At 62.1% G+C, this 25332-nt stretch carries 24 protein-coding genes and 1 tRNA gene; 7 read left to right on the top strand and 18 right to left on the bottom strand.

Annotation, left to right across the window (positions count from 1 at the left end):
- Window positions 1-23: 23 nt before the first annotated feature.
- A complete protein-coding gene (locus tag AAHM38_RS13230) occupies window positions 24-1211 on the bottom strand; it encodes a CaiB/BaiF CoA transferase family protein (protein ID WP_012762052.1) in 1188 nt (395 codons plus the stop codon).
- Entirely contained in the window at window positions 1208-2971 is a 1764-nt protein-coding gene (locus AAHM38_RS13225) for an acyl-CoA dehydrogenase family protein (RefSeq protein ID WP_116576603.1), read from the bottom strand. The genes AAHM38_RS13230 and AAHM38_RS13225 overlap by 4 nt, the downstream gene beginning before the upstream one ends.
- A 117-nt stretch (window positions 2972-3088) precedes the next feature.
- Between AAHM38_RS13225 and AAHM38_RS13220 the strand changes: the two genes are divergently transcribed.
- Window positions 3089-3985, top strand: a complete 897-nt coding sequence (locus tag AAHM38_RS13220) for a LysR family transcriptional regulator (protein ID WP_116576602.1) — start codon at window positions 3089-3091, stop codon at window positions 3983-3985.
- 9 nt (window positions 3986-3994) lie between these two features.
- Here the strand turns inward: AAHM38_RS13220 and AAHM38_RS13215 are convergent, their stop codons facing one another.
- From AAHM38_RS13215 to cyoA, 5 genes are all read right to left on the bottom strand, one after another.
- Complete coding sequence (locus AAHM38_RS13215; RefSeq protein WP_012762055.1) at window positions 3995-4420, bottom strand: GNAT family N-acetyltransferase; 426 nt, start codon at window positions 4418-4420, stop codon at window positions 3995-3997.
- A 15-nt stretch (window positions 4421-4435) separates the two neighbouring features.
- Entirely contained in the window at window positions 4436-4861 is a 426-nt protein-coding gene (gene cyoD, locus AAHM38_RS13210; protein WP_116576601.1) for a cytochrome o ubiquinol oxidase subunit IV, read from the bottom strand.
- A complete protein-coding gene (gene cyoC, locus AAHM38_RS13205) occupies window positions 4858-5523 on the bottom strand; it encodes a cytochrome o ubiquinol oxidase subunit III (RefSeq protein WP_116576600.1) in 666 nt (221 codons plus the stop codon). The genes cyoD and cyoC overlap by 4 nt, the downstream gene beginning before the upstream one ends.
- Window positions 5516-7519, bottom strand: coding sequence for a cytochrome o ubiquinol oxidase subunit I (cyoB, locus tag AAHM38_RS13200; RefSeq protein ID WP_116576609.1), 2004 nt, complete (start codon window positions 7517-7519; stop codon window positions 5516-5518). The genes cyoC and cyoB overlap by 8 nt, the downstream gene beginning before the upstream one ends.
- Before the next feature lie 105 nt (window positions 7520-7624).
- Window positions 7625-8677, bottom strand: coding sequence for a ubiquinol oxidase subunit II (gene cyoA, locus AAHM38_RS13195; RefSeq protein ID WP_012762057.1), 1053 nt, complete (start codon window positions 8675-8677; stop codon window positions 7625-7627).
- Window positions 8678-8834: 157 nt separating this feature from the next.
- Here cyoA and AAHM38_RS13190 point away from each other — a divergent pair, with 157 nt between their 5' ends.
- Window positions 8835-10154 (top strand): MFS transporter, encoded by a 1320-nt coding sequence (locus AAHM38_RS13190; RefSeq protein ID WP_009238046.1) that lies wholly within the window; start codon window positions 8835-8837, stop codon window positions 10152-10154.
- Between the two features lie 84 nt (window positions 10155-10238).
- A complete protein-coding gene (locus AAHM38_RS13185; protein WP_004627028.1) occupies window positions 10239-10427 on the top strand; it encodes a CsbD family protein in 189 nt (62 codons plus the stop codon).
- A gap of 840 nt (window positions 10428-11267) precedes the next feature.
- Here the strand turns inward: AAHM38_RS13185 and AAHM38_RS13180 are convergent.
- Entirely contained in the window at window positions 11268-12020 is a 753-nt protein-coding gene (locus tag AAHM38_RS13180; protein WP_009238044.1) for a maleate cis-trans isomerase family protein, read from the bottom strand.
- Between the two features lie 26 nt (window positions 12021-12046).
- Window positions 12047-13366, bottom strand: coding sequence for an MFS transporter (locus tag AAHM38_RS13175; RefSeq protein ID WP_116576599.1), 1320 nt, complete (start codon window positions 13364-13366; stop codon window positions 12047-12049).
- Between the two features lie 213 nt (window positions 13367-13579).
- Between AAHM38_RS13175 and AAHM38_RS13170 the strand changes: the two genes are divergently transcribed.
- Window positions 13580-14509, top strand: coding sequence for a LysR family transcriptional regulator (locus AAHM38_RS13170; protein WP_012762058.1), 930 nt, complete (start codon window positions 13580-13582; stop codon window positions 14507-14509).
- Window positions 14510-14538: 29 nt separating this feature from the next.
- Window positions 14539-14880: a hypothetical protein gene (locus AAHM38_RS13165; RefSeq protein WP_116576598.1), complete on the top strand. Its 342-nt coding sequence runs from the start codon at window positions 14539-14541 to the stop codon at window positions 14878-14880.
- Window positions 14881-14986: 106 nt separating this feature from the next.
- Here AAHM38_RS13165 and AAHM38_RS13160 read toward each other — a convergent pair whose 3' ends face one another.
- From AAHM38_RS13160 to AAHM38_RS13135, 6 genes are all read right to left on the bottom strand, one after another.
- On the bottom strand, window positions 14987-15454 hold the full coding sequence (locus AAHM38_RS13160) for a hypothetical protein (RefSeq protein WP_116576597.1): 468 nt from the start codon (window positions 15452-15454) through the stop codon (window positions 14987-14989).
- Between the two features lie 17 nt (window positions 15455-15471).
- Window positions 15472-16251: an FAD:protein FMN transferase gene (locus AAHM38_RS13155; protein ID WP_116576596.1), complete on the bottom strand. Its 780-nt coding sequence runs from the start codon at window positions 16249-16251 to the stop codon at window positions 15472-15474.
- On the bottom strand, window positions 16251-16811 hold the full coding sequence (locus AAHM38_RS13150; protein ID WP_012762062.1) for an FMN-binding protein: 561 nt from the start codon (window positions 16809-16811) through the stop codon (window positions 16251-16253). Before AAHM38_RS13150 ends, AAHM38_RS13155 begins: the two co-directional genes overlap by 1 nt.
- Window positions 16812-16846: 35 nt before the next feature.
- The gene (locus AAHM38_RS13145) at window positions 16847-18223 is read right to left on the bottom strand and encodes a porin (RefSeq protein ID WP_116576595.1); all 1377 of its coding nucleotides are present in this window, start codon (window positions 18221-18223) and stop codon (window positions 16847-16849) included.
- Between the two features lie 37 nt (window positions 18224-18260).
- Entirely contained in the window at window positions 18261-19667 is a 1407-nt protein-coding gene (locus AAHM38_RS13140; RefSeq protein ID WP_116576594.1) for a cytochrome-c peroxidase, read from the bottom strand.
- 589 nt (window positions 19668-20256) lie between these two features.
- Entirely contained in the window at window positions 20257-20394 is a 138-nt protein-coding gene (locus AAHM38_RS13135; protein ID WP_165835799.1) for a hypothetical protein, read from the bottom strand.
- On the opposite strand from AAHM38_RS13135, the gene AAHM38_RS13130 reads away from it, so the two are divergent.
- Window positions 20393-20578: an integrase gene (locus AAHM38_RS13130; protein WP_257019871.1), complete on the top strand. Its 186-nt coding sequence runs from the start codon at window positions 20393-20395 to the stop codon at window positions 20576-20578. The genes AAHM38_RS13135 and AAHM38_RS13130 overlap by 2 nt on opposite strands.
- 23 nt (window positions 20579-20601) lie before the next feature.
- Here the strand turns inward: AAHM38_RS13130 and AAHM38_RS13125 are convergent.
- The 3 genes from AAHM38_RS13125 to AAHM38_RS13115 all read right to left on the bottom strand — a co-directional run bounded on the left by AAHM38_RS13125 (window position 20602) and on the right by AAHM38_RS13115 (window position 25104).
- A tRNA-Leu gene (locus tag AAHM38_RS13125) sits at window positions 20602-20688 on the bottom strand.
- A 150-nt stretch (window positions 20689-20838) separates the two neighbouring features.
- Window positions 20839-23958 carry an efflux RND transporter permease subunit gene (locus tag AAHM38_RS13120; protein ID WP_116576593.1) on the bottom strand — a complete coding sequence of 1040 codons (3120 nt, stop codon included), beginning with the start codon at window positions 23956-23958 and terminating at the stop codon, window positions 20839-20841.
- A 42-nt stretch (window positions 23959-24000) separates the two neighbouring features.
- Entirely contained in the window at window positions 24001-25104 is a 1104-nt protein-coding gene (locus AAHM38_RS13115; protein WP_257019872.1) for an efflux RND transporter periplasmic adaptor subunit, read from the bottom strand.
- Here AAHM38_RS13115 and AAHM38_RS13110 point away from each other — a divergent pair.
- Window positions 25025-25225 (top strand): hypothetical protein, encoded by a 201-nt coding sequence (locus AAHM38_RS13110; protein WP_257019873.1) that lies wholly within the window; start codon window positions 25025-25027, stop codon window positions 25223-25225. The genes AAHM38_RS13115 and AAHM38_RS13110 overlap by 80 nt on opposite strands.
- Window positions 25226-25332 lie beyond the last annotated feature (107 nt).

Here is a 25332-nt window from a genome sequence, read left to right as displayed (position 1 = left end):
TGTCGTGGTGAACCTGGGTTACTTCATTTCAGAATGCCGGCCTGGAACAGGCGCCGCCGGGTGTCGGCGTCAATGCCGAGCGACGCGAGCACGGCATCGGTATCGGCACCGAGCGCGGGCGGTGCATTGCGATACGTGGCCGGCGTGCGCGACAGCTTGATCGGCGAGCCGGTCCCGCGGTACTCACCCAGCTCGACCACCATCTGCCGGTGCAGCGTATGCGGATGGCGCGCCACCACGTCGACACTCAACACCGGCCCGCACGGTACACCGCTATGGATCAGGTCTTGCGCGAGCGTCTCGCAATCGAAGCGTGCCAGTTGCGCTTCCAGCGCCACCTTGAGTTCCGCGCGGTGTGCGCAGCGGCTGCGGTTGTCGGCAAAGCGCGCGTCTTGCGCCAACCCAGCCGCACCGACATGCGCGCATAGCCTGGCGAACTGGCGATCGTTGCCCACCGCCAGAAAGATCGGCGCGGTGCCCGTCTGGTAGCTGTCGTACGGTGCGATGTTCGGGTGGGCATTGCCGCTGCGCTGCGGCACCTTGCCCGAGCCGAAGTAGTTGGGCAGATGCGGATGCAGCAGCGATACGCCGCAGTCATACAACGCGATGTCGATCGATTGCCCGCGGCCGCTCTTTTCCCGCTCGGCCAGGGCGAGCAAGATGCCGGCGAGCGCGTTGAGCCCAGTCACCATATCGACGATCGGCAGGCCGACGCGCATCGGGCCGCCGTCGCGCTCGCCGTTGACGCTCATCAGGCCGGCCATCGCCTGGATGGCGGCATCGTAGCCGGGCAACCCACCAAGCGGGCCATCGGGGCCGAAGCCGGAGACGGCGCAGTGGATCAAGCGCGGAAAACGCGGTTGCAGGTCGCGCTCGAAATCCATGCCCCAGCGGGCAAGCGTTCCGGGCTTGAAGTTCTCGACCAGCACGTCGGCGTCTTCGAGCAATTGCCAGAGCACCGCGCGGCCCTCCTCACAGGACAAATCGACGGAGATGCCCAGCTTGTTGCGGTTGACACCGTTGAAGTACCAGGCGGTATCGCTCGCGTCGAAGGGCGGGCCCCAGGTGCGGGTCTCGTCGCCGACGGGCGGTTCGAGCTTGATGACCTGCGCGCCGTGATCGGCCAGCGCCTGCGTGCAATACGGGCCGCCGAGCACGCGGCTCAGGTCGATGACTTTCAGGCCGTGCAACGCGCCATCGATCGCGCTCATTGCGCCTCTCCGGCCGGCAACGCCCGCATGGCCAGCGCAAACGGAACCTCGCGCTGCTTGACAAGCGAATCGAACAGCAATCCGTCATCGCTCGCGGGCAAGGCCAGGGGATCGATCGGCAGCAGCTTGTGACGCAGCACCAGATGCGCCAGCGCCAAACGACGATGGTCCGGCGCCAGACGTATGCCCTCTACCGCCATGAAGATCGCGGTGGTGATGTGATACAGCGCGGAGCCCGCCTGACGCGCGAGTTCGTCGCTGCCGTCTTCCGCCACCTTTGCGATTGAACGGCATACGCGGTCGAGCGTGGCTCGCAACAAAGCGTCGCTCTGCGCCGGCAACGTCACGCCATCGAGCAGGCCGACGAGATGCGCGCGCAGCGGTTCCAGCGCGCCTTCGCGCTTCACGGCCCGGGCAATGTCTAGCGCGACGATGTTGCTCGTGCCCTCCCAGATGGAGCCCAGATGTGCGTCACGCACGAGACGCGCATCGCTCCATTCTTCGATGTAGCCGGTGCCACCGCGCACTTCCATCGCGTCCCCTGTCACGCGGCGCGCATCGCGGCAAGCGCGGAACTTGATGAGCGGTGTCAGGATGCGCACGCATTTGGCGGCTTGCGCATCGCCTGCGTCGGCCAGGGGTAGCAGTTGCGCGATCTGCATGAACATCGAGCGCGCCTGCTCCGTTGGCAACAGCATCTTCAGGAGCTGGCGCTGCATCAACGGCATATCGATCAGCTTGCGGCCGAAGGCTTCTCGGTTGCGCGCAATGTGCAACGCTTCAGTGGTGGCGCGGCGCATCAGGCCGGCAGCGCGCACACCATTCGACAGGCGCGACATGTTGATCATGTCGGCCATCTGATGGAAGCCGCGGCCGATCTCGCCAATCAGGTATGCGGTGGCCCCTTCGAGCGCGATCTCGCCGCTGGCCATCGAACGGGTGCCCAGCTTGTCTTTCAGGCGGACGATACGGTAGTGATTGCGCGACCCATCGCGCAGCGTCTTGGGCAACAGGAACAGCGCCAGGCCGTTGATACCCGATGGTGCGCCGTCCGGGCGGGCGAGCACCATGGCGAGATCGGCATCGGCGTTGGAACAGAACCATTTGTCGCCGTACAGGCGCCAGGTTTGCGTGCCGTCGGGCGCGGTTTCCAGCGCGGCGCGCGTAGCGATGCGGGCGACGTCGGAACCGGCCGCCTGCTCGGTCATGAACATCGCGCCCTGGTACAGCACATCGAAGTCGCGCGAGGCCAGCATCGGCAGGTAGCGCGCCAGGAGAGCCGGATCGCCAAATTTGCGCAGCGTGCGCGTGAGCGAATCCGTCATGCTGACCGGACAGCACAAACCGAACTCGGCCTGCACGAACAAATACGTGAGCGCGTATTTGACGAGGGGTGGCGACGCATTACCGACGTGGCTCATCGACGCAAGCCCCAGCTCGGCATAGGCCACGCGCTCCAGCGCAACGTAATCGGGGTGCTTGTCGATGGTCTGCAGGGCTTCGCCACGTCGAGTGCGGTGGCGTAGCTGCGGCGGGTTGTGATCCGCGCTGATGGCCCAGGCGTCAAGTTCATCGGAGACGCGTTGGCCAAGCGACTTGAGCTGCGGTTCAAGCTCGCGGTAGGGGGCGTCACCCAGGTACAGCCGCAAGAGGCGCCCGAGGTCAGGATCGACGTGGAAGAAATTGATGCCCCGGCTGTCGGGGATGTTCTGATGGCCGCCGGACTGGGTCCTAAGCGGGTCGCGGGCGATGTCGTTCATGCGGGTGGCCTCGCTGTCTCCTGTTTTGTCCGGCCAGCATAGAAACGCCATCGATAATCGTCCAATACAGCTTTTGTCCTGTACGATAAGTATTCCTTATCGTCAGACAACACCGCCATGGACCTGAAGCAGCTGCGCTATTTCGTTGCCGTGGCGGAAGAACTGCACTTCGGGCGAGCGGCGCAACGGCTGTTCATCTCGCAGCCAGCGCTGAGCTTCGATATCCGCAAGTTCGAGGATCAACTGGGCGTGCAGTTGCTGGCACGCACCAACAAGAGCGTCGCGCTCACCAACGCCGGCCAGGTTTTATTGGACGAGGCGCGCAAGCTGTTACAGCAGGCGGCCGAAGTGGAACGCATCACGCAGCGCTCCGCGCATGGGCTGGCAGGCCGGCTTCGCGTCGGTTTCGTCAATTCGATGCTGTATCGCGGCCTGCCACGCGCGGTGCAACGCTTCGAGGCCGACCACCCCGCCGTCGAGATCATCCTGCGCGAAATGAACACCGGCGAGCAGGTCCAAGCCATCCAGCGTCAGCAGATCGACCTAGGCTGCGCGTATTGGGGAACGTTTCCCGCCGAAGTCGTTTCCACGCCCATCTTCTCGGAACCCTTCCTGGTCTGCCTGCCCGCTGGCCATGCCTTGGCCCGTCGCAAGAGCTTGGCGCTGGACGCGCTCGCGCAAGCCCCGTTCATCCTCTTCCCGCGCACGGTATCGCCGCACTATCACGACCTGATCATCGCGCTGTGCGTTGATGCCGGCTTCAGCCCGGTGATCCGTCACGAGGCGCGGCTGTGGCAAACGGTGGTGACGATGGTGGGGTTCGGCATGGGCGTGGCGCTCGTCCCCAAGACGCTGCAACACGCCGGCGACGCACGCGTCAGCTTTGTGCCGCTGGCCGGCGGCAAAAAAGAATCGCCCGTGCTGTCGTTACGACGCACGGGCGATGCAGAGCCGGTCGCTAGCCGCTTTCTGGAATACCTCGAAGCCGCGGCGCAGGAAAACGTGAAACCTTGAAGGCTTCACTCACAGCGCCTTGCAGAGGAAGACCCGGCTCGTACCGGGCGGATCGCAGGGTACCTCTCCGAACCGCACCCAGCCGTTGCGTTCGTGAAACCCTGGCACCTGAAAGCTGATCGTATAGACCACCGCCGAGCGACAACCGCGTCGGCGCCCTTCTTCTTCAAACCTGCGCAACACCTCGGTGCCAATACCCATGCCGCGTAACGTTTCGGGCAGATGGAAGAGATCAAGAAACAGGAGCCCGAGCGATGTACGGCCGCTCGCACCACCCACCACATCGCCGCTGTCGGGATCGCGGACGAGCACTGCTAGCGGCCGGCGGTCACCATAGCCGACGTGCGTATCGTTGAAGTGGTTCAGCCCATTGCCGATGATCTGAATCGATTCGTCATCGGCGTCGTCGGTCACGATGATTTCTGGAGCGCGCATGCAGGCCCATTGCGTCTATTGCGTTCGGGCCGGCAGGACGGTAGGCGTCGTCTGCGCGGGCTGCATGTGCGGCATCATGTTTGTATTCAGGTGGTACATCACCCAAAGCGAACCGCTGAGCGTGATGACGACCAACACCAACGTGAACATCAGCGACAGCATGTTCCAACCGCCTTCGGATTTGGCGTTCATGTGCAGGAAAAAAATCATGTGTACCACGATCTGCACCGCGCCGATGAGCAGGATCGTCACGGCGGTGGTTGACGATCTGTCGAAGACGTTCGCCATCACCAGCCAGAACGGGATCGCCGTCAGGAAGACAGACAGCACGAAGCCCGTCAGGTAACCGCCGAGAGTGGCGTGCGGCCCGATCTCTTCTTCGTGATGATGGCCTTCGTGGCCATGACCGTGGCCGTTCATCGTTTGATCGTGCGCGCTCATGGCAACGTTCCCATCAGGTAGACGAAGGTAAAGACGCCGATCCAGACGACGTCCAGAAAGTGCCAGAACATCGACAGGCACATCAGCCGACGCTTGTTGGCCGTGATCAGACCGTGCTTGGACACTTGCACCATCAGCACGATCAGCCAGATCAGGCCAAACGTCACGTGCAGCCCGTGCGTGCCGACCAGCGAGAAGAACGAAGTCAGGAATGCACTACGCGTCGGCCCCGCGCCCTCGTGGATCAGGTGCGCGAATTCATAGAGTTCCACTGCAAGAAACGCCGCACCGAACACCCACGTGATGGCCAGCCAGATCTGCATGGCCGAGATCTTGTTCTGCTGCATCTGCAGCATCGCAAAGCCGTATGTGATGGACGACAGCAGCAGGAACGATGTGTTGAGCGCCACCAGAGGCAACTCAAACAATTCTGCCCCCGTCGGCCCGCCTGCGTACTCACGGCCCAGGACGCCATAGGCGGCAAACAGGCACGCGAAGATCAGGCAGTCGCTCATCAGGTACAGCCAGAATCCGAGCAGCGTGCCGTTTGGCACGTGCGGTTCTTCGGTGACGTGGAACTGGTAGCCGCCCGGCGGTATGTCATCCACCGTGGTGGTACCGCTGGGGCCGGTCACATGCAGAGATGCGGTCGTTTCAGCCATGGCCTGCCATCAGTTGCGTGCGCGATGCTTCGGTGCGGATCACCTCTTCCGCCGGAATGTAGTAGTCGCGCTTGTAGTTGAAGGTATGAATGATCGCCGAGAGGATCGTGGCCGCGAACGACGCGATGGCCAGCCACCAGATATGCCAGATCAGCGCAAAACCGCACAACGTGGAGAGCCCCGCCAGCACAATGCCGGCAGCGGTACCCTTGGGCATGTGGATCGGCTTGAAGCCTTCCTGAGGACGCTTGTAACCGTACTGCTTCATCTGCCACCAGGCGTCGGCGTCATGTACGAGCGGCGTCATTGCGAAGTTGTACTGCGGCGGCGGCGACGATGTGGACCACTCCAACGTGCGGCCATTCCACGGGTCGCCGGTCGTGTCGCGCAGTTCTTCCCGACGGAGGAAGCTGACCACAAGCTGGATCAGGAAGCAGGCAATGCCGACGGCGATCAGCAAGGCGCCCAATGCGGCAATCTGGAACCATATCTGCAAGGACGGATCGTCGAAATGGTTCATGCGGCGTGTGACCCCAAGCATGCCCAGCCAGTACAACGGCATGAACGCGATGTAGAAGCCGACAAACCAGAACCAGAACGACGCCTTGCCCCACGATGAAACGAGGCGGTACCCAAAGGCCTTGGGAAACCAGTAGGTAATGCCGGCCATGAGGCCAAACAGCACGCCGCCGATGATCACGTTGTGGAAGTGTGCAATCAGGAAGAGGCTGTTGTGCAGCGAGAAGTCCGCCGGCGGCACCGCCAGCAGCACACCTGTCATGCCGCCAATGACGAACGTCACCATGAACCCGATCGTCCACAGCATGGGCGGTTCGAAGCGGATCTTGCCGTGATACATCGTGAACAGCCAATTGAAGATCTTGGCGCCTGTCGGGATCGAGATGATCATCGTCGTGATCCCGAAGAACGAGTTGACGCTGGCGCCCGAGCCCATGGTGAAAAAGTGGTGGAGCCAGACGAGGTACGACAGCACGGTGATCACGACCGTGGCGTACACCATCGACGCGTAGCCGAACAGGCGCTTGCGGGAAAACGTGGCCACCACCTCCGAGAAGATGCCGAACGCGGGCAGCACCAGGATATAGACCTCGGGGTGCCCCCAGATCCAGATCAGGTTCACATACATCATCGCGCTGCCGCCCTGCTCGACCGTAAAGAAATGGGTGCCAAGGTAACGGTCCAGGGCGAGCAGCGTCACTGCGGCCGTCAACACCGGAAAGGCGGCAACGATCAGCGTGTTCGTGCACAACGCTGTCCAGGTGAAGATCGGCATGCGCATCAACGTCATGCCGGGCGCGCGCATCTTAACGATGGTGACCAGCAGGTTGATGCCCGATAGCACGGTCCCGACGCCCGCTATCTGTAGCGCCCAAATGTAGTAATCGACACCCACATCGGGGCTGGCAAGAATGCCTGACAGCGGCGGATAGGCCAGCCAACCGGTGCGTGCGAATTCGCCCACGAACAGAGACATCATCACCAGGACGGCGCCGCCGGTGGTCATCCAGAAGCTGAAGTTGTTGAGGAAGGGGAACGCCACGTCGCGGGCGCCAATCTGCAGCGGCATGACAAAGTTCATGAGCCCCGTCACCAGCGGCATGGCGACGAAGAAGATCATGATCACGCCGTGCGCGGTGAAGATCTGGTCGTAGTGGTGCGGCGGCAGGTACCCCAGGTTGTCGCCAAAGGCCACCGCCTGCTGTATCCGCATCATGACGGCATCGGCAAAGCCGCGCAGCAACATCACGATGCCCAGCACGACGTACATGATGCCGATCTTCTTGTGGTCGATGCTGGTGAACCATTCACGCCAGAGGTAGCCCCAGAGGCGGAAGTACGTCAGCGCACCGACCAGCACGAGGCCGACCAGCGCGACGACCGCGAAGGTGGCGAGCAGGATCGGCTCGTGATACGGAATGGCCTCCCACGTCAGGCGGCCAAAAATCATGTTGGCGAGTTCAGAACGCTCGGGCATGGATGTCACCTGTGCCTGTATTGACACCAATTCTGGCCGATCAATGTTGGCGAACAACATCAACGGGGCGGAAAGAGCTGAAAAGCCGAACGGGCGTGTCGCCGCTTACCGCAACAACCTTCGACCGTCGTTGATGGCCGCATCCGGCGCAAACATGGGCATGACATCGACCGTATTGCTGGCGGTACAGATTTCCGCCGACGGATCGAAGCGCTTCACGTTGCGGTTGCTCGCCATGGTGTCGGCCAGGCATGCCTGGCCATCCACACAGCGGTTCAGGATGCGGTCATAAAGGTCCGGCGCCACGCTGGCATAGCGCTGCACGGGTTCGCTCTCGCTGGGCTTGGCGAGCTTCAGGTAAGCGTCCTTCGACAGCGACGTGCCCGACGACTTGACCTGCTGGACCCACCGGTCGAACTCGTCGTTCGACAGTCCGTGGAATTTGAACCGCATGTGCGAGAAGCCCGCGCCGCTGTAGTTGGACGAGAGCCCGTCATAGACGCCAGGCCGGTTGATCACCGCATGAAGCTTGGTTTCCATGCCCGGCATGGCATAGACCATGCCCGCCAGAGACGGCACGAAGAACGCGTTCATGACCGTGGTGGCCGTGATCCGGAACGCAATGGGGCGGTCGACCGGTGCAGCCAGCTCGTTGACGGTGGCAATGCCCTGCTCGGGATACACGAACAGCCACTTCCAGTCCATTGCCACGACTTCCACGGTAAGCGGCTTGGTCTCGGCGGGCACCGGACGGTCGTGATCCAGCCGTGTCAGCGGCCGATACGGATCGAGTTGATGGGTGCTGACCCAGGTGACGGCGCCCAGCGTGATGATGATCAGGAGCGGTGCGGCCCAGATGGCCAGCTCCAGCACGGTGGAATGATCCCAATCGGGGTTGTAGTGCGCGTTTTCAGCGCTCTCCCGATACCGCCATGCAAACAACAGGGTCAGAACGATCACCGGGACGATGATCAGCAACATCAGACATGTCGCGATGATGATCAAATCCCGCTGTCGCACCGCCATGTCGCCAGCCGGCGACAACAGCACCGCGTGGCTACAACCTGTGAGGGTCACCAACAAGGCAATTGCTGCACCTCGCCAAAGCGACCTTCCCGTAATTCCAAGGGGTGTCACTACTGCATTGAAGCGTGGCATGGGTCTCGGAAGTGGCGTTTGATTAACGTCGCGCTGGGATGGCCCAACGATCTTTCGACTTGTCGTTGCAGTTTAGGCGCTATTCTGGTCTTGTGATGACGGACTTTTTGATCGCTGTACGACAACCCCTCCCCCGAATCCCGATGGAGACTCAACGATGGCAAGTCTGACCCACCAGCATCGCGCGTCGCCCACTGCCCCGCCCGCCCCGGGACACCATGAAGTTGCCCCGGCAGAGATTGCCATAGGCGTCGTGATCGGGCGCGCGTCGGAGTACTTCGACTTTTTCGTCTACGGCATCGCGTCGGTGCTGGTGTTCCCTTCGGTCTACTTTCCGTTTGCCAGTGAATTGGCCGGTCTGCTGTTCAGCTTCACGGTCTTTTCCTTCGCCTTTATCGGGCGCCCGTTCGGCACGGCGCTGTTCATGCGCATCCAGCGCCGATGGGGGCGCAGTACCAAACTGACGGCGTCGCTCTTCCTACTTGGCACGGCCACGGTGGGCATTGCGTTCTTGCCGTCGTACGCAACGATCGGCCATTCGGCCATCTATTTGCTGGCGCTCTTCCGCTTCATGCAGGGCATCGCGTTTGGCGGCTCGTGGGATGGCCTGCCCTCTTTGCTGGCGCTGAACTCCCCTGAAAACAAGCGCGGCTGGTACGCCATGGTCGGGCAGTTGGGCGCCCCGACCGGGTTCATCATCGCCGGGGCGCTGTTCCTGTTCCTCTATACCAGCCTGACGTTTCAGGAATTCATCGATTGGGGCTGGCGTTATCCGTTCTACGTCGCCTTCGCCATCAACGTGGTGGCGCTATTTGCGCGGCTGCGGCTGGTGGTGACGCACGAATACACGCAACTGCTCGAGGAAGAACAGCTGGAACCCATCAGCACCCTGCAGATGGTGAACGCGCAAGGGTTCAACATCTTCCTGGGGGCCTTTGCCGCACTTGCCAGCTATGCGCTGTTCCACCTGGTCACCGTGTTTCCGCTGTCATGGGTGTCGCTGCGCAAGACACAGAGCGTGCCTGCCGTGCTGACCGTCCAGATCATCGGCGCTGCGATCGCGTTTGTGGGGACGCTAGTTTCCGGCCTGATTGCCGACCGATTCGGTCGACGCACCACCTTGGCGGCTATGGCCGTGCTGATTGGCATCTTCAGCCTGGCCGCACCTTGGCTGCTCGATGGCGGTGTTGCGGGCCAGGACATTTTCATCCTGGTCGGCTTCGGTCTGCTGGGGCTGTCCTATGGCCAGGCGGCGGGCGTGGTGACGTCCAACTTTGAGAGTCGATTCCGCTATACCGGTGCCGCCCTGACGACCGATTTCGGCTGGCTGTTCGGTGCGGCATTCGCACCGCTCGTGGCGCTAGGCTTGTCGTCGCTGTTCGGCCTTGGCGCGGTCAGCCTGTACCTGCTCTCAGGGGTGGTGGGGACGCTGGTGGCGCTGCGGATCAATAAGGCGCTTGGGACACCGGATTCGTAATGCCGTTGCCCGGGGAAACGCCATAGGCACGCGAACTGCTACGAATCCGCAGTGCGCAAGAGCGCTTTTTCAAAGGAGCAGACCATGAACAAGGATCAAGTGAAAGGTACGGTCGAGAAAATGAAGGGCAAGGTCAACGAGGCCCTGGGCAAAGCGACCAATAATCCTGCACGCGAACTGAAGGGCGACCTCCAGCAGGCCGGTGGCCAAGCGCGCAAGGACGCGGGAGACGTCAAGGAAGCAGCGAAGGACATTGCAAAGAAGTCCCGCTGATTGGGCCGTGCATGGCTTCGGCACACCGGTGCTGACGCACATCGCCTAGAAGGAGGGCGACCGGGCGGTCGCCCTTTTTTTCGCCCACAGCGGAGCAGGCATGCTGCCATCGCAACGTGCAGCGGCCCAGAGTCGCGCTCGAGAAACGGTTTGCCCGATGCCTAGAAGATTGCCTTCATTGTCTCGGAACCACGCCCCCTTTCCGCCCCCCCAGCCTTGGACGGGTAATCTCCTTCAATGCGTGCAATGCTGTTGACGGTCTTCAGCCCAGGAAGGCCGTATTCCTCAAACGTCACCCCGCGCTGCCACAGCTCGCGAACCGTCGCCTTGATGTCAGAGACTTCCCACCCCATTCGCGTATGGGCCCCGGAGACACCTCCGGCGGACTGGAACAACGTGAAATAGCCGTTCCCCGCATTTGTAACGCAGACCGCCGGGCCGCTCCTCAACCAGCTCAAGACCCAGCTTCGACTGCCGCGCGCGTGCGAGATCCTGCGCCAGAATCCGGGTGGTACGTCGCCGGCGAGCGGGGGTGATAGCCGCCGTTGGTTTTCCATACGCGTCGACAACTCTGCTTGATGACACCGATGGCCTCGTTGCGTCAAGTTGCGCAGGGAGGACGTGCGCTCGCACATCGCGCGAATCACATCAATCGCGCAGTCGCTCGACGGTGCAGTCTTCATCGTCGACGTGGTCGCCAAAGACGACGATCTCCGCCCTCCCCTTCACGGGCGACTAGTCGGCCACCGTGCGGGCGGTGCCCTGGCGGGCATCCAGGATGGCAACCATTTTTACAGAGGTCGTCGTCATGGCATCTTCAATCAGTCCGGTTTGCTCGATTCAGAATGCTCCGGACAGCAGATAACCTGCACTCGGAACCTTCGCCTTCAGCCCAAGCGTCTTCAGCATCTGGTAGACCGTAGAAGTCGCCGCCGAGAACACAGGCCGATCGAGCCGGTCTTCGACCACCTGAATTGATGGCAGCGACGGCATCTGCACGCATGCCGACAGCACGACCGCATCGGCGCCGCTGATGTTGAGGCGATCCGCATGGCCGACAAGGTTTGCCGGATCGAGCCGACCCACGGCAAGATTGTCCGATACTTCCAGGCTGATTGAATCGGTGACTTCGATACCGGAATCCTCGATATAGTCGATCACTGTTTGCGTGAGCGGCTTCATGTATGGCGTGATGATTGCAACCTTCTTGTAGCCCTGTACATGGATGGCGTCTATCAGGGCTCCGGCGGAACTGAGCACAGGCGTGGGGGCGTTGTTCTGCTCGGTAATCCTGGCCAGACGCTCCTGCGAAACACGGTGATAGCCACGGCCCTGGCTCATGATGGCGACCAGGCAAGCATATGCCATGACATCGCAGCGGGCATCACTCAATTCAAGCGCGCAGCGGTCGCTTGCCACGTCCATGTTTTTCAGCTCCTCTGGCGTGACATGCATCATGCGCATGCGGGCTGAGTGGAACGTGAAACGTTCATCGGGAAACTCGGCGTAGCGGGAGGTCAGCATCGCCGGGATTTCGGTCTCCATCGTGGTATTGGAGCTGGGGACAATTTGCCCAATGCGGAAATTCTTCATGATCAGAGGCTTCCTTCGAGAAGAGATTAGTTGTCGCTGGTGAGACGCACGCCCTTGGTTTCCTGAAGCAGGAACACCATGGCCGACGCAATGAGGTAGGACACCGATGCCAGCGAAATCGTCGCAGTGAATCCGATCAGCGGTATCAGGATCGGCACCAGCTTGATACCGAGGATGGCGCCCACGCGGCCAAAGTTGAAACAGAAGCCGGCCGCCGTGGAACGAATGCTGGTGGGGAATAGTTCGGAATACCAGGCGCCGAAGCCGCTGAAGTAGCCGGTAAAGAAGCCGAGCAGTGCCGCAAGGACGCCAATGGCGACGATGTTGCGGGTTGTGAATGCTAGTTTTCCGTCCGTCAGTGGCATCAATGTCGCGCCGTATGCGAACACCGGCACCATGATCGCCATGCCCAGGAAGAACAGCGCAAACGACTTGCGGCGACCAATCAATTCGGCAAGCTGGCCGTAGACGAGATAGCCTATCGTGGCACCGATGCCGGTCCAAATCAGGAACACCGGAGCCTGGTCCACACGCACATGCAGGATGCTCTGCAGATAGGTCGGGGTAAAGGTCGTGATGATCCAGTACCCGTACATGCCGAAGATCGAAATCGACAGGCCCAGCAGGGTCATCTTCAGGTAGGCCGGGCGGAAGATCTCGAACAGGCTCGACTTCTTCGCGTGTTTCGCCTTGTAGGTTCGGTTAGCAAGCCAGACCGGCGACTCCTTCACGAACAACAGGATGAATACAAACGTCACGTATGCAGGAATCGATGCGTACATGAAGAGCTTGCGCCAGGAATCGGGGTTCGAGGGGTCGAGTAGCGTCCATGCGAAGCATGCCGCCAGGAGTCCGCCGCCTGACCAACCGGTTTGCATGAACGCGATGGCCTTGGCGCGGCCCTCCGGGGCCCAGATCTCAGACACCAGTGCCGATGCAGCGGACCACAGGCCACCCACGGCCACACCGACGCAGAATCGGTAGACATTCAACTCGAGCACGCTCGATGCGAAGCCACACAGCAGCGTTCCGGTGCCATAGATGAACACGGACGCGAGAATGGTCTTCTTGCGTCCGATCCGGTCCGCGATATTGCCCAGAAACAGCCCACCGATCCCTGTTGCGAGCAGAAACCATGCGACAGTGGAGACGACATCCCTCAGGCCAACGGAGAAGGTATTCGCAATCGCAAGCATCACGAAACCGAAGATGGTCGCGTCCAGCGCATCGAACAGCCATGCCGCCCAGGAACCACCGAGCGTCACATAGCGCTGTACGGTAGACGAAAGAGCAGGCTGCCGGAACGCCCCGGTGCTTGCCGCGTCTGGCGATGAGTTGATAGTCAATTTGGTCTCCGTTCGTTATTGCCAGGTCTTGTCCGCTCGTGGGAAGAGGCCGACAGATCTTCGAGCTTGCGGCTACACTTGCGCCATGCGACTAACTCTGGGCGGATGAATGTTAGAAGCCCAACCAATGTTGGTACATCAATCATTCGCGAGCTCACCATCGCAGATTGCGATGGTGCTTCAGCAGCCAGGGCCACCGGATCACGCACGCCAATGAAACTGGATCCGCAATCACTTCGCCTGTTTATCAGCGTGCTTGAGGAAGGCACCATTGCGGCTGCCTCGCAGCGCGAACACATTGCCGCGGCCGCCGTGAGTCGCCGGCTCAGCGAGCTGGAGTCGCTTCTGGGATCGCAACTCCTGATTCGCAGCAATAAGGGCATCGAACCTACGGAAGCCGGAACGGCGCTGATGTACATGGCGCGCGGTGTCCTGAACGACCTCAGCGGCATCGTCTCGGAGATGCGGGAGTACTCGCATGGCAAGCGGGGATCGGTTCGCCTGCTCGCCAATATTTCCGCGATTACCCAGTTTTTGCCCGCACTCCTGAAATCGTTCATGGAAAAGCACCCGAATATCCGGGTGACCCTTGAACAGATGGAGAGCCTCGCGATCACGCGGAGCGTCGCCGAAAGCCGTGCCGATATTGGGCTTTTTACGCGCATGCCGCATGAGGCCAGCGTCGAGATCCACCCCTTTCGCACCGACGAACTCGTGGTCTTGCTTCAAGCGGATCACCCGCTTGCGGACCGCGCCAGCGTTTGCTTCGATGAAGTACTTGATTTCGACGTTGTGTCCCTGCACAGCGGGACACACCTGCACTACCAGATGCTGCAGGCCGCAAACGAATCCGGCCGCACATTCTCGCCGCGGATGGAGGTATCCAGTTACGATGCGCTCTGTTTAATGGTGCAGACCGGCATGGGCATCGGCATATTGCCAAAGGGCAGTACCAGCGCGTATAGCATGCCGGAAATGAAGATCCTGCGTCTGGACGAACCGTGGGCCCAGCGAGAACTATCGATGTGCGTGCGCAACGTGGAAACACTGACACCGGCGGCACGACTCCTGTTCGATCACCTTCAGCGCGAGCAATCTGCTGAAACACCTGCAGTGAATGGCACCGCGGCGACGTCCTCCTAGATGAAGCCACCGTGCAAGCTGTCCGGTCAATGGCGTGCGCGCCTGTCAAAGACCCGAAGACCGGTCAACCAACGCACACACCCTTCTCCAGACTGTTCGCATTCGGCCTAGACCGCACCGTGCCGCCGCCCGCACACTCGCCGACCTCGCCGGCCTCCACCCCGCTGACGTCGAGCGCGCTGCAACTGCTCAACAAACACCTCTACCAGGCCGACCGCTACACCGGCATGCTCATCGTCCTGCAGCACGACGACGCCAAAGAGCCCGCTGTTATCTCCGCCGGCACCTATCGGCACGAGCGCGCCCGCGCGCTGACTGATTTTGCGCGGGCGTCGGTGCAGATTTCGGAGTTGATTGAGGCGGGGGTGTAGACGCCAAACTGCGGCACGCATCGCTGAAGGCTTCGGCCTTGCAATGCGGCGGTCAGAATGGGACTTAAAGCAGGCGAGCGCGTGTGCGAAGACAGCCAGCCAGGCTTTACACGGCCACCTTGCGTTTGCGGCGTCCGACCGCGATGTGTACCCACAGGGCGACACACGACAAAAGACCCGCAGACCAGTGAAGATACTCTGCACTTTGGCGCAACAACTGGCCATTCACGTAGTACAGCGCATAGCCCGTGACGACCAGCATCAATGCGAGGGAGCCGAGCAACGCTCCGGCTGCGCGATTACGTTTTCGCATCCATGCGTTACGGATATGCGGCCCCCACAGCATTCCAAACAGGTAAAGCACTGCCATGGCGGCCGCGCCGTGCAGCTTCATGCTCCAAGCGAGCACCAGGGTTCCGCCTTCGCTACCGTCATCCAGAAAATGCAGGACCAGCCAGGCGAGCCCCGTAACCAGCAGGGCAGAAAATACCCCATAGACCAGCCAGCGCCGTCGCGGACTAAGGCGAAAAGCGCTTTCGCGCAGATGGAGGGAGAAGCGTGGTGGAACGGACATGGAGCACTGTCGGCCGGCTAAGCTGGCGAGTATACGACCACAGCCCCGCCGTATCGTCTCAACAGCGGATGCGCTGCATCGCCAGTGGCAAGCACGACTTTGGTCAGCGCGTCGGCCAGCATGCAGGTGGGCGCCTGCACCGTTGCACCGGCAAGCGGTGGCAGCAACCTGCCGCGAGCATCGCGGATGCGGGATGCACTTTCGGCGACTGCGCCAAAACCGCCAGCCGTCGAACTCGCCAGTGCCGCGTTGTCGAGCAGCACAGACGTTGCAACACGGGCAGCGTTTTGCGGGTCACGCACCTGCACCGACATCGGCCAGGCGCCGTGGTGGCGCAAGTCGCCGCCGGCATTCACGATCGCGCGCTCGACCGCGAAGGTGCGCAACACCTCGATCGCACAATCCACCGCAAAACCCTTGGCGATGCCTCCAAGATCCATGTATGCGCAGGTTTCTTTGACGACGATGTCGCCGTCGAAGGAAATGGGAAACCGCCTGTCCGAGAGCAAGTCGGAGGGGCCGACACGGCAATCGAATGCGCGCTCCGACACGACGTGCAGTTCAGCCGCAAGGCGCAGAACGGCAAGGGTCCGAGAATCTGCAATGAGCCTCTCACCCGGCGCCGCGCGATTGATGGCCTGCAGTTCACTGTCCTTCGCATGAAAAGTGAGCAATGCGTGCACAGCGGCCATCTCGTCGAACGCGGCCGCCACGGCGGCTTCCGCCTCCGGCCCTTCAGCCTGCACGTCGACCAGGGTGCCGAGCAACGGCCGCGCGCGCCGGCAAGTCGCGCGCATCAGCGCTGGACGAGCGCCAACTGCGCCATCACCGCAATGCGCCGGATGCCATCGGTGAGATGCGTGCACGACAACGTTGCTCCGCTGATGTTGTTGATGTCATCGCCCACACGCAGCGCCGACTTGGCCGACTTGCCCAGAAACTGTGCGCGCCACGGCTTGTTGCGGACTTCGTAGCCGTGGCTTTCTCGGTAGGTAAGGATTTCCACGCCGCTGATCTCGCCGGCGGTGTTCAGGGCCACGGCGTAGTTGATGAGCTCGAATTTGCCGATGACGGCGTCGGTTACGAAGTAGCCGAGTGTCTTATCACCTTGCTTGGCTTGCCATGCGCGCCACGCGCCCGGCTTGGCCGGGCCGCCCGCACGTTCGGCCAACTGCTTGAGCTGGTCGGCAGAGAGCGTGAGCGGCACCGGCTCAAAGCCTGTGGCGCCGGGAAACATTGCCTTCTGGGCCTCGGCAGCGGACAGGTAGTCCGCCGCAAACGCCTTGGTGACAATCATGCCCGGCGCCCCCACGGCGGCGGCACAGACAAGAACAATGGGCACTGGCTGGTAACGCATGGCTTGCACCTCCTTGGATTTGCCGCTCCCGCAGCTTAGAACGACACGCCCAGACCCAGATCCACACGAGAGAAATCGCGGTTCTGCTTGAAGCGCTGGTAGTCCACCTTGAAGACCACGTTTGGGTTCAGATAGAAGTTCGCGCCGATGGTGTACACGGTGTCCGACAGCGAGGGCCAACCGGCAGGCATCGTGAAGCTCGGAGCCAGACCTTCGTACTTCTCGGCCATGTTGTAGCGTTCATAGCGGACGAACGGCGCGAAGCGGTAGTCGCCCTTCTGCCACAGGTTGTAGGCCGCCTGTGCATACCAGCCGTAGAACGCCGCCGGCATCGGGTTGGCGGCACCCGGGTTCAGCTGATTGGCGGCAGCGGTGTTGCTGAACGTACCGCGTGCATACAGGGCAGACAGATCCCACTTGCCCGGCGTCCAACGCGCGTGCGCTTCGTACAGCGTGGCGCGCTGTTCAGGCAGCGCGGCTTCGGTGCTCGACCGGCTGCTCTTGCCCGTGAAGACCGAGCCGCCCAGCGTCACGCCCGAAATACCGGTGTAGTTCAGCGCCACATACTGCGACAGGTTCTTGGCGTTGGCCAGCCCCAGTTCCTGGTGCGAGGTCTGCATCGGGGCGATGGCGTTGTTCTGCATCTCCAGCGCGGACTTAAACAGCGGGTTCTCCGGGTTGAAGTTCCACTTGGCCAGGTCCAGCCCGGTAGTCAGACCCACATTCCAGTTCAGGCCGAAATCGGTATCGCCGTACAGCGAGAGACCGCCCTCACGCCACGTGCTCGGGATGATCAGCGTCTCGACAAAGTTGCGATGCACGCCGTAGTAATTGGTCGGCTCGTGGTTGCGGTTGATGAACCCCGCTGGGATCAGGAACAGGCCCGCATTTAGGCCGATCTTGTCGGTCAGCTTGTGGTCGATGTAGAACTGCTCGACTTCGAATTCACCCGAGTCGGTGGCCGACGTAATGGCGTGCTCGATCTCGAATTCGGAGTTGAAGCGCGTCTTGTCGTCGAACTTGTAGCCGATACCGAACACTGCGCGCGCAAGGTCGAACTTGGTGTCTTCGGAACGGCGCGTCGGGCGGCTGTAGTTGGCTTCGCCGTAGCCCCACAGCGTGAGGTTGTCCAGCGGCGATGGCCTGGTCGAGGCGAGCTGTGCCGTCTGCACGGTCTGCTGCACGTCTTGCAGGGCCGCGGTTTGCTGTGCCTGTGCCTTCGCCTGCGTCTGCTGCTGCGTGGCAAGCGTCGCGTTCTGCGCCTTCACCTCTTGCAGTTCGGCCTTGAGCGCTTCAATCTGCGCGGCCATGGCGTCGAGTTTCTGTTCGAGTTGCGCGGTGGTGGCGGCATTGGCTGCGCCAGCCCCCATCAGCGCAATGGCGGCGGCTACCGACAAGGCGGTTCGTTTCATGCTATGACGCTCCCTGGTCTTGAAATTTTGAATTGGCTTACTTGCTTGTTGCCGTCTTGCTCAGCGTGGCTCCGCTGGCAGAGACGGTCTGGATACGGGCGGCACCCACGCTGGCTGCGGTGGAACTGCATTGTGCTGGCACGCGATAGGCCGACGGGTTGGCCGGATCAAATCCGTCGGTGAGCGTGCACAGGAAATGCACGAGATCACTCATCTCCTGGTTCGTCAGCGACGGCGCGGTGCCTGGGTTGTATGGCACTTCGGTCACGTTCACGTTGCCATCGAAGGCGACCGGCAGATCGTTGTATGGCACATCGGGTGTGCCGTCGGCCTTGACGTACCAGCGGCCGGGGTCGGTATCGCGCGTGATGTACCACGCCACCACCTGATCCAGCGTCTGGAACACGCCGTTGTGGAAATACGGTGGCGTCAGCGCGATGTTGCGTAGCGTCGGCACTTTGAACTTGCCGCATGTCGAGCCACCTACGCGGAAGTCGGTACGCAGCGGCCCGCAGATGCCGAGGTCGTAATAGCTGTAGTTCGGATTGCCCAGCGCCAGGCCGTTCTTCGGCACGTACGGCAGCGTGGTGCCTTCCTGGTTGGCGGCGATGCTCCAGTTGCGCGGAATACCGACGTTGTCGTACGTGAAATCGGTAAACAACGCCGGAGTGCTGCCCTTGCCTGTGGAGATATGGCAAGCGTTGCAGTTGCCCTTGGTCGGGTTGTTGAACAGCAGCAGGCCGCGCGTCTCGGCATCCGTCAGGTTTGTCTTGCCGGCGAGGTAGGCGTCGAACTTGCTGTCGAAGGTGTGGAAGCTCGGGTCTTCAGATTGGAAGGCCGCCAGCGCGCGGCCGATGCTCTGCATGGCGTTCGCGCTGTCCTGGATGCCGGCGGGGGTGAACACGGCCTTGAACTGTTCTAGGTAAGGGCGCGTCAACAGCGTTTTGAAAACATCGTCGGCCGAGAGGTTGGCCATCTCAAACGCGTTGGTGAACGGCTGCTGTGCCTGGTCCGCTAGCGACGCAGACCGGCCATCGCGGAAGAAACCGCCGGAAGCCTTGCCGGTACTGTCGATCTTGAAGTTGGGCGTGAACGAAGCGTAATTTAGCGACGGCGTGTTTCGCAGGCCGGGCAAATCGGAATTCGGCCCGCCGATCGATACGGCCAGATTGTTCGGATCAGTGAAACCGCGCGCCGGGTCATGGCACGACGCGCAAGACTGTTTGCCCGAGGCCGAGAGCGTCTGATCGAAAAAGATTTGCTTGCCGACCTGCGCCATGGGCGACAGGCCATCTGTTGCCGCGGGGGAAGACGTGCTAGCGCTATCTCCGCCACCGCCGCATCCCGACACCAGCGCGGCGGACGCCGCAGCCGACAGCACCAAGCGAGCCGCACGCCACAGTCGGGCTTGTGCGCTGCTTCCTCCACATTTCTCTGCTTTCATTTCCCTGACGCGGCAAGCTCTTTAGCCTACTAAGGCGGCTCAATTAATGGTAATAGGAACAATTCGCGTTCGCATTCTATGCGAATGTCCAAAGGAAATCACCTGCATTTTTTCGAGAGGTCTCCCGCGCGCGGCCGACGCACGTTCGTTTCGTGGGCGCCGCCCACCTTGCACCCACAATTTGGGCCTCACTGGCACCTGTGGAACGCAAACTCCGGCCGCAGCAAGCGCCCCTCCCTCCCCTGCAGATACCTCAGTTTCTCCGCATCCCACTGGCCACAAGCGCCACGATGTCAATGGCGGTGAGCACGTCGTTTTGGCTGATCGTCATTCTTTGCGGCCTCCCATCCAGCGTTAGGCCGCCTGCTGCAACCACGCGCAGCAGCGCGCCCCAACCCGTTTGCTCTGCCATTCATGCGCCCACTACCCAGCGCGCGGGGTGGCTCTGCGCCCTCCATGGACAGGCGAGCGCAGGCGGCGAGGCTGCAGCCTTGCTGAAGGATTGTTGGTTCATGGCGAGGAAATGAAAAAGCCCGCCGGGTGGCGGGCTGTTTGGATGCGGCCGCAATTGCGAACGCGCGGGGTCTCGTTACTTGGGCTGCGCCGGAATGACCAGGTTGGTCGCCTTGGCCGCCTTCTTGGCTTTGCTCTGCCCGGCTTTGGCCTTGCCACTGTCAGGCAGGCACACCCATGTGTTGACGATGCTCTCTGCCGGCGAACACCCCATGTGGGTCGCAAAGCAGATGGGCCACGCGGACTGGACGATGATCGCGCGCGTCTACGGCCGGTGGATGCCATCAGCGGATGCCGAGGCCGGTTCCAGGGCGGTGGAAAAGTTCGCCGGAAATGCTGGCAAATCGGACGCCAAACTGGCAAAAAGCGGCTGGATTTTCGCTAACCCGAAAAATTAAACCGTTGATTTTAAAGGGATTTTTGGTGCGAGGGAGGGGACTCGAACCCCTACACCATTGCTGGCGTCAGGACCTAAACCTGGTGCGTCTACCAATTTCGCCACCCTCGCCGGATGGATCGCGGCGCCCCTGAGCAGGGGCGCCGGAAAGGAAGCCCGCGATTATATCGCAGTCGTTCGGGGGTTTCCATCCCTACCCGATTTGACGTGGTGTAGGGGGTCGACTCCCCCTCCCTCGCACCGGCTGCCGGGGCGCAAACGTCAGACCGTCGGGGCGACCGCTTGCGCATCGGGCCGCTTAACGCGGAACCACGCCGCATACAGCGCCGGCAGGAACAGCAACGTCAAGACCGTGGCGATGATCAGGCCACCCATGATGGCGGCGGCCATCGGGCCCCAGAACACGCTGCGCGACAGCGGAATCATTGCCAGCACCGCCGCCGCCGCAGTCAGGATGATCGGCCGGAAACGACGCACGGCCGCCTCGACGATGGCATTCCACGTCGGCACGCCGGCCGCCACATCCTGCTCGATCTGGTCCACCAGAATGACCGAGTTGCGGATGATCATCCCGATCAGCGCAGTAATGCCAAGTTGCGCGACAAAGCCCATCGGGGCGCGCAGCAGCAGCAACGTGGCTGCCGCGCCAATCAACCCCAGCGGCCCGGTCAGGAACACCATCACCGAGCGCGAGAAGCTGTGCAGCTGCAGCATCAGCAGCGTGAAGATGATGAAAATGCACAGCGGCATCTGCGCAGCGATGGACGCACCCGCGTTGGCACTCTCCTCTTCCGCACCGGCAATCTTGATCTGATAGTCCGGCGGCAAGTCCGCGCGAATCTTGTCGAGCAACGGGTTGATCTGCGCGGTCACGGTCGGGCCCTGCACGCCGTCCACCACGTCGGATTGCACGGTGATGCCGTAGTCGCGGTTCTCACGCCAGATCACGCCGGGTTCCCACGCAAAACCAACTCGCGCCACCTGCGTCAGCGGCACCGTGCGGCCACTGCTGGTCGGGACTTGCACGCGCTGCAGTGCGTCGAGCGTGTTGCGCTCGTCCTCCTGCGGACGCATCACGATGTCGAGCAGCTTGTCGCCGTCGCGGTATTGGGCGATGGGCGCGCCGGACATCACCGTCTGCGTGACCTGCGAGATGGAACCGGTCGACACACCCAGCGCGCGCGCCTTGTCCTGGTCGATGTCCAGGCGCAGCACCTTGACGTTCTCGTTCCAGTTGTCGTTCACGCCGACGGTGTTCGGATTGGCGCTCATGATGGCCTTGACCTGATCGGCAATCTTGCGCACCCCGCCAATGTCCGGGCCCATCACGCGGAACTGCACCGGATACGGCACCGGCGGTCCGTTCGGCAGCAGTTTCACGCGGCCGCGCAGATGCGGGAATTGCGACTTCAGCAGCCCGATGACGTGTTGCCGCACACCCTCGCGCGCCTCCAGCGAAGTGGGCATCACGATGGCCTGCGCCACGTTTGTCTGCGGAAGAATCTGGTCCAGCGGCAGGTAGAAGCGCGGCGCACCCGAGCCGATGAACAGCGTCACGCTGTCGACGTTCTGCTCCTTGCGCATCAGCGCCTCGAAGCGTTTGGCTTCAGCTTCGGTCTGGTTGAAGCTGGAGCCTTCCGGCAGCCACAGCTCGACCATCAGTTCCGGGCGGCTCGAATCGGGGAAGAACTGCTTCTCGACATACTTGAAGCCGAACACGCCCAGCCCAAAGGCCACCAGCGTGATGACGATCACCGTCTTGCGGTATTCCACGCACCAGTTCACCCAGCCGCGGAAGCGGTTGTAGAACGGGGTGTCGAACAGCTCGTGGTGCCCGCCGCCCTCCACATGCGATTTCGTCCGTAGCAGCAGGAAACCGAGATACGGCACAAACACCACCGCCGCAAACCACGACAGCACTAGCGCCAGCGCCGTCACCGCAAAAATGCCGAAGGTGTATTCACCCACCGTCGAACGCGCCAGCCCCACCGGCAGAAAGCCCGTGGCGGTGATGAGCGTGCCGGTCAGCATCGGCATGGCGGTCGACGTGTACGCGAAAGTGGCGGCCTCCATCTTGGAGAAGCCCTCTTCCAGCTTGCGCACCATCATTTCGACCGCGATGATCGCGTCGTCCACCAGCAGGCCCAGCGCGATGATCAGCGCACCAAGCGAAATCTTGTGCAGCCCGATGTCGAAGATGTTCATGAACAGGAACGTCACCGCCAGCACCAGCGGGATCGTCAGGCCCACCACTAGGCCCGGCCACACGTCAATGCGCAGCTTCGGCTTGGTGTGCAAGCCGAGCGAGAGGAAACTCACGCCCAGCACGATCACCACCGCCTCGATCAGCACGTGCACAAACTCGCCCACCGAACTCTGCACCGATTTCGGCTGGTTCTGCACCTGCTGCATCTCGATGCCCATCGGCAGCTTGGCGCGGATCTTGTCAACCGTGGCACGCAAGTCCTTGCCGAGCTGGATGATGTCGCCGCCCTTGGTCATCGAGATGCCCAGGCCGATCACCTCCTTGCCGTTGAAGCGCATCTTGGCGTGCGGCGGGTCCACGTAGCCGTGCTTGACCGTGGCGATGTCTCCGAGGCGGATATTGGTCGTGCCGCCGGGGCCGCGCAGCGTCAGGTTCTCCAGATCGCGGATGTCCGAAAACTGGCCCGACAGGCGAATCTGCACGTTGTCGGTCGGCGTGACCAGCACGCCGCTGGGGCCGATGTTGTTCTGCTGGCTGATCTGCGTGGCAATGCTGTTGATGTCCAGACCCATCTGCGACAGCTTGGCCTGCTGGAACTCGATGTAGATCTTTTCGTCCTGATCGCCCAGCAGTTCGACCTTGGCGACGTTGGGCACGCGCAGCAGCTGCTGGCGGATCGCATCGGCGTAGTCGTTGAGCTGGCGATAAGTGAAGCCATCGGCGGATAGCGCATAGATGGAGCCATACACGTCGCCGAAATCATCATTGAAGTACGGCCCGCGCACGCCTTGCGGCAACGTAGGCGCGATATCGCCCACTTTCTTGCGCACGGTGTACCAAAGCTGCTGCGTTTCCTTGGCGGGCGACGTGTCGGCCAGCTGGAAGGTGACGAGCGTTTCGCCGGGCTTGGAGTAGCTGCGGATCTTCCAGGCGTACGGCACTTCCTGCAGCGCCTTCTCGATCTTGTCGGTGACCTGGCGCGACATCTGCTCGGCCGTGGCGCCGGGCCAGAAGGCCTGCACGACCATCGCGCGGAAGGTGAAGGGCGGATCTTCATCCTGCCCCAGCTTGGAATACGCAAAGATGCCGCCGAGCAACAGCGCCACCAGCAAGAAGCGCGTGAGCGGTTGATGTTCAAGCGCCCAGCGTGACAGGTTGAAACGGGAATGTTCCATGCGCGCGAAGGTTGGCGTGTTGGGGCGGGAGCCGGATGCGGCTTACCGGCGCGGCGTGATGGCGGACTGCGCCGACGGCTGATCGGCCGGCGCCATCGGCATCACCTTCTGGCCGGCCTTGAGCAGGTGCACGCCAGCGGTCACGATCGTCTGGCCGGGCTGCAGGCCGCTCGTCACCAGCAGCACGTTGTCGCGCGGCGCGCCCACCGTCACCGGCACGGGCTTCACCGTTTGCGATGCGGCGTCGTACAGCCAGACCACGTTTTTGCCTTGACCCTGGAGCAGCGCGCTCATCGGCACCCGCACGCCCATGCCGCCGCTATCGCCACCGCCGCCGGGCCGCACAAAGGTGGCCGCTGCGGTCATGCCAAGCTTGAGTTCCGGCGGTGGATTCGGTACCGAAATCTTGACGGTGTACGTGCGTGTGACCGGGTCGGCTGCCGGCGCAATCTCGCGCACCTTGGCTGGAATGCTGCGCGACTGATCGGCCCACAGCTTCACGCTCACCTCGGGCGATTTGCGCAGCGTGTCCACCTGATCCTCGGGAATGCCGACCACGACTTCCTTCTCTGCCGTTTGCGCCACGCGCACCACCGGTTGGCCTGCGGACACCACCTGCCCGACTTCGGCGTCGACCCCGGTCACTACGCCATCGGCGTCGGCTTCAAGCGTGGCATAACCGGCTTGATTCACCTGGTTGCGATAGCCGGCCCCGGCCTGCTCGTAGCGGGCTTGCGCGGCGTCATAGTTGGCTTGATGGCGCTGCTGTTCCGCCGCGCTGATAAAGCCCTTGGCGAACAGTTCGGAGTAGCGCTTCAGATCAGCCGCGGCCAGATCGCGATCGGTCTTGGCCGCCGACAACTGCGCCTGGGCCGATTGCTGGGCAAGCGCCAGATCGGTCGGGTCCAGCCGCGCAAGCACCTGGCCTTTCTTGACGGTGGCGCCAACGTCCACGAGCCGGGCGACGATCTTGCCCGGTACGCGGAAGCCCAGGCGCGATTCGATGCGCGGGCGTACGTCGCCGGAGAATTCCGCTGTGCCGGCGCCCTGCTCGCTGGTCACTGTCATGGTCCGCACCGGGCGCACCTCGGGCGCCTTGGGTGCCTCCTTGCTGCAGCCGGCCAGTAGTGCCGCGCCGGTCAGCAAAGCCGCCGATGCCGCTGTCGGCAATGAACGCCTGCGCGGCCGAGATCGCGTGTCGGAGAAACCGGTGAAGTCGGAATGCGGGGACGGCAAACGCAACGCTGGCATGACACGCTCTCAGTAAATAACTGACCGGTCAGTAATATACCCACGGCAATGCGCAGGGTCAACGACACGGCCGCGTCTGATTGACTTTTCTTGGCAGATGCCCAGGCAAGGCTTCACGGCATG

This window comes from Ralstonia sp. OTU4908, assembly GCF_038440115.1.
Lineage (GTDB): Bacteria > Pseudomonadota > Gammaproteobacteria > Burkholderiales > Burkholderiaceae > Ralstonia > Ralstonia pickettii.
Note: the sequence above shows the minus strand (reverse complement) of the source record. Positions and strands in the feature narration are given on the sequence as shown.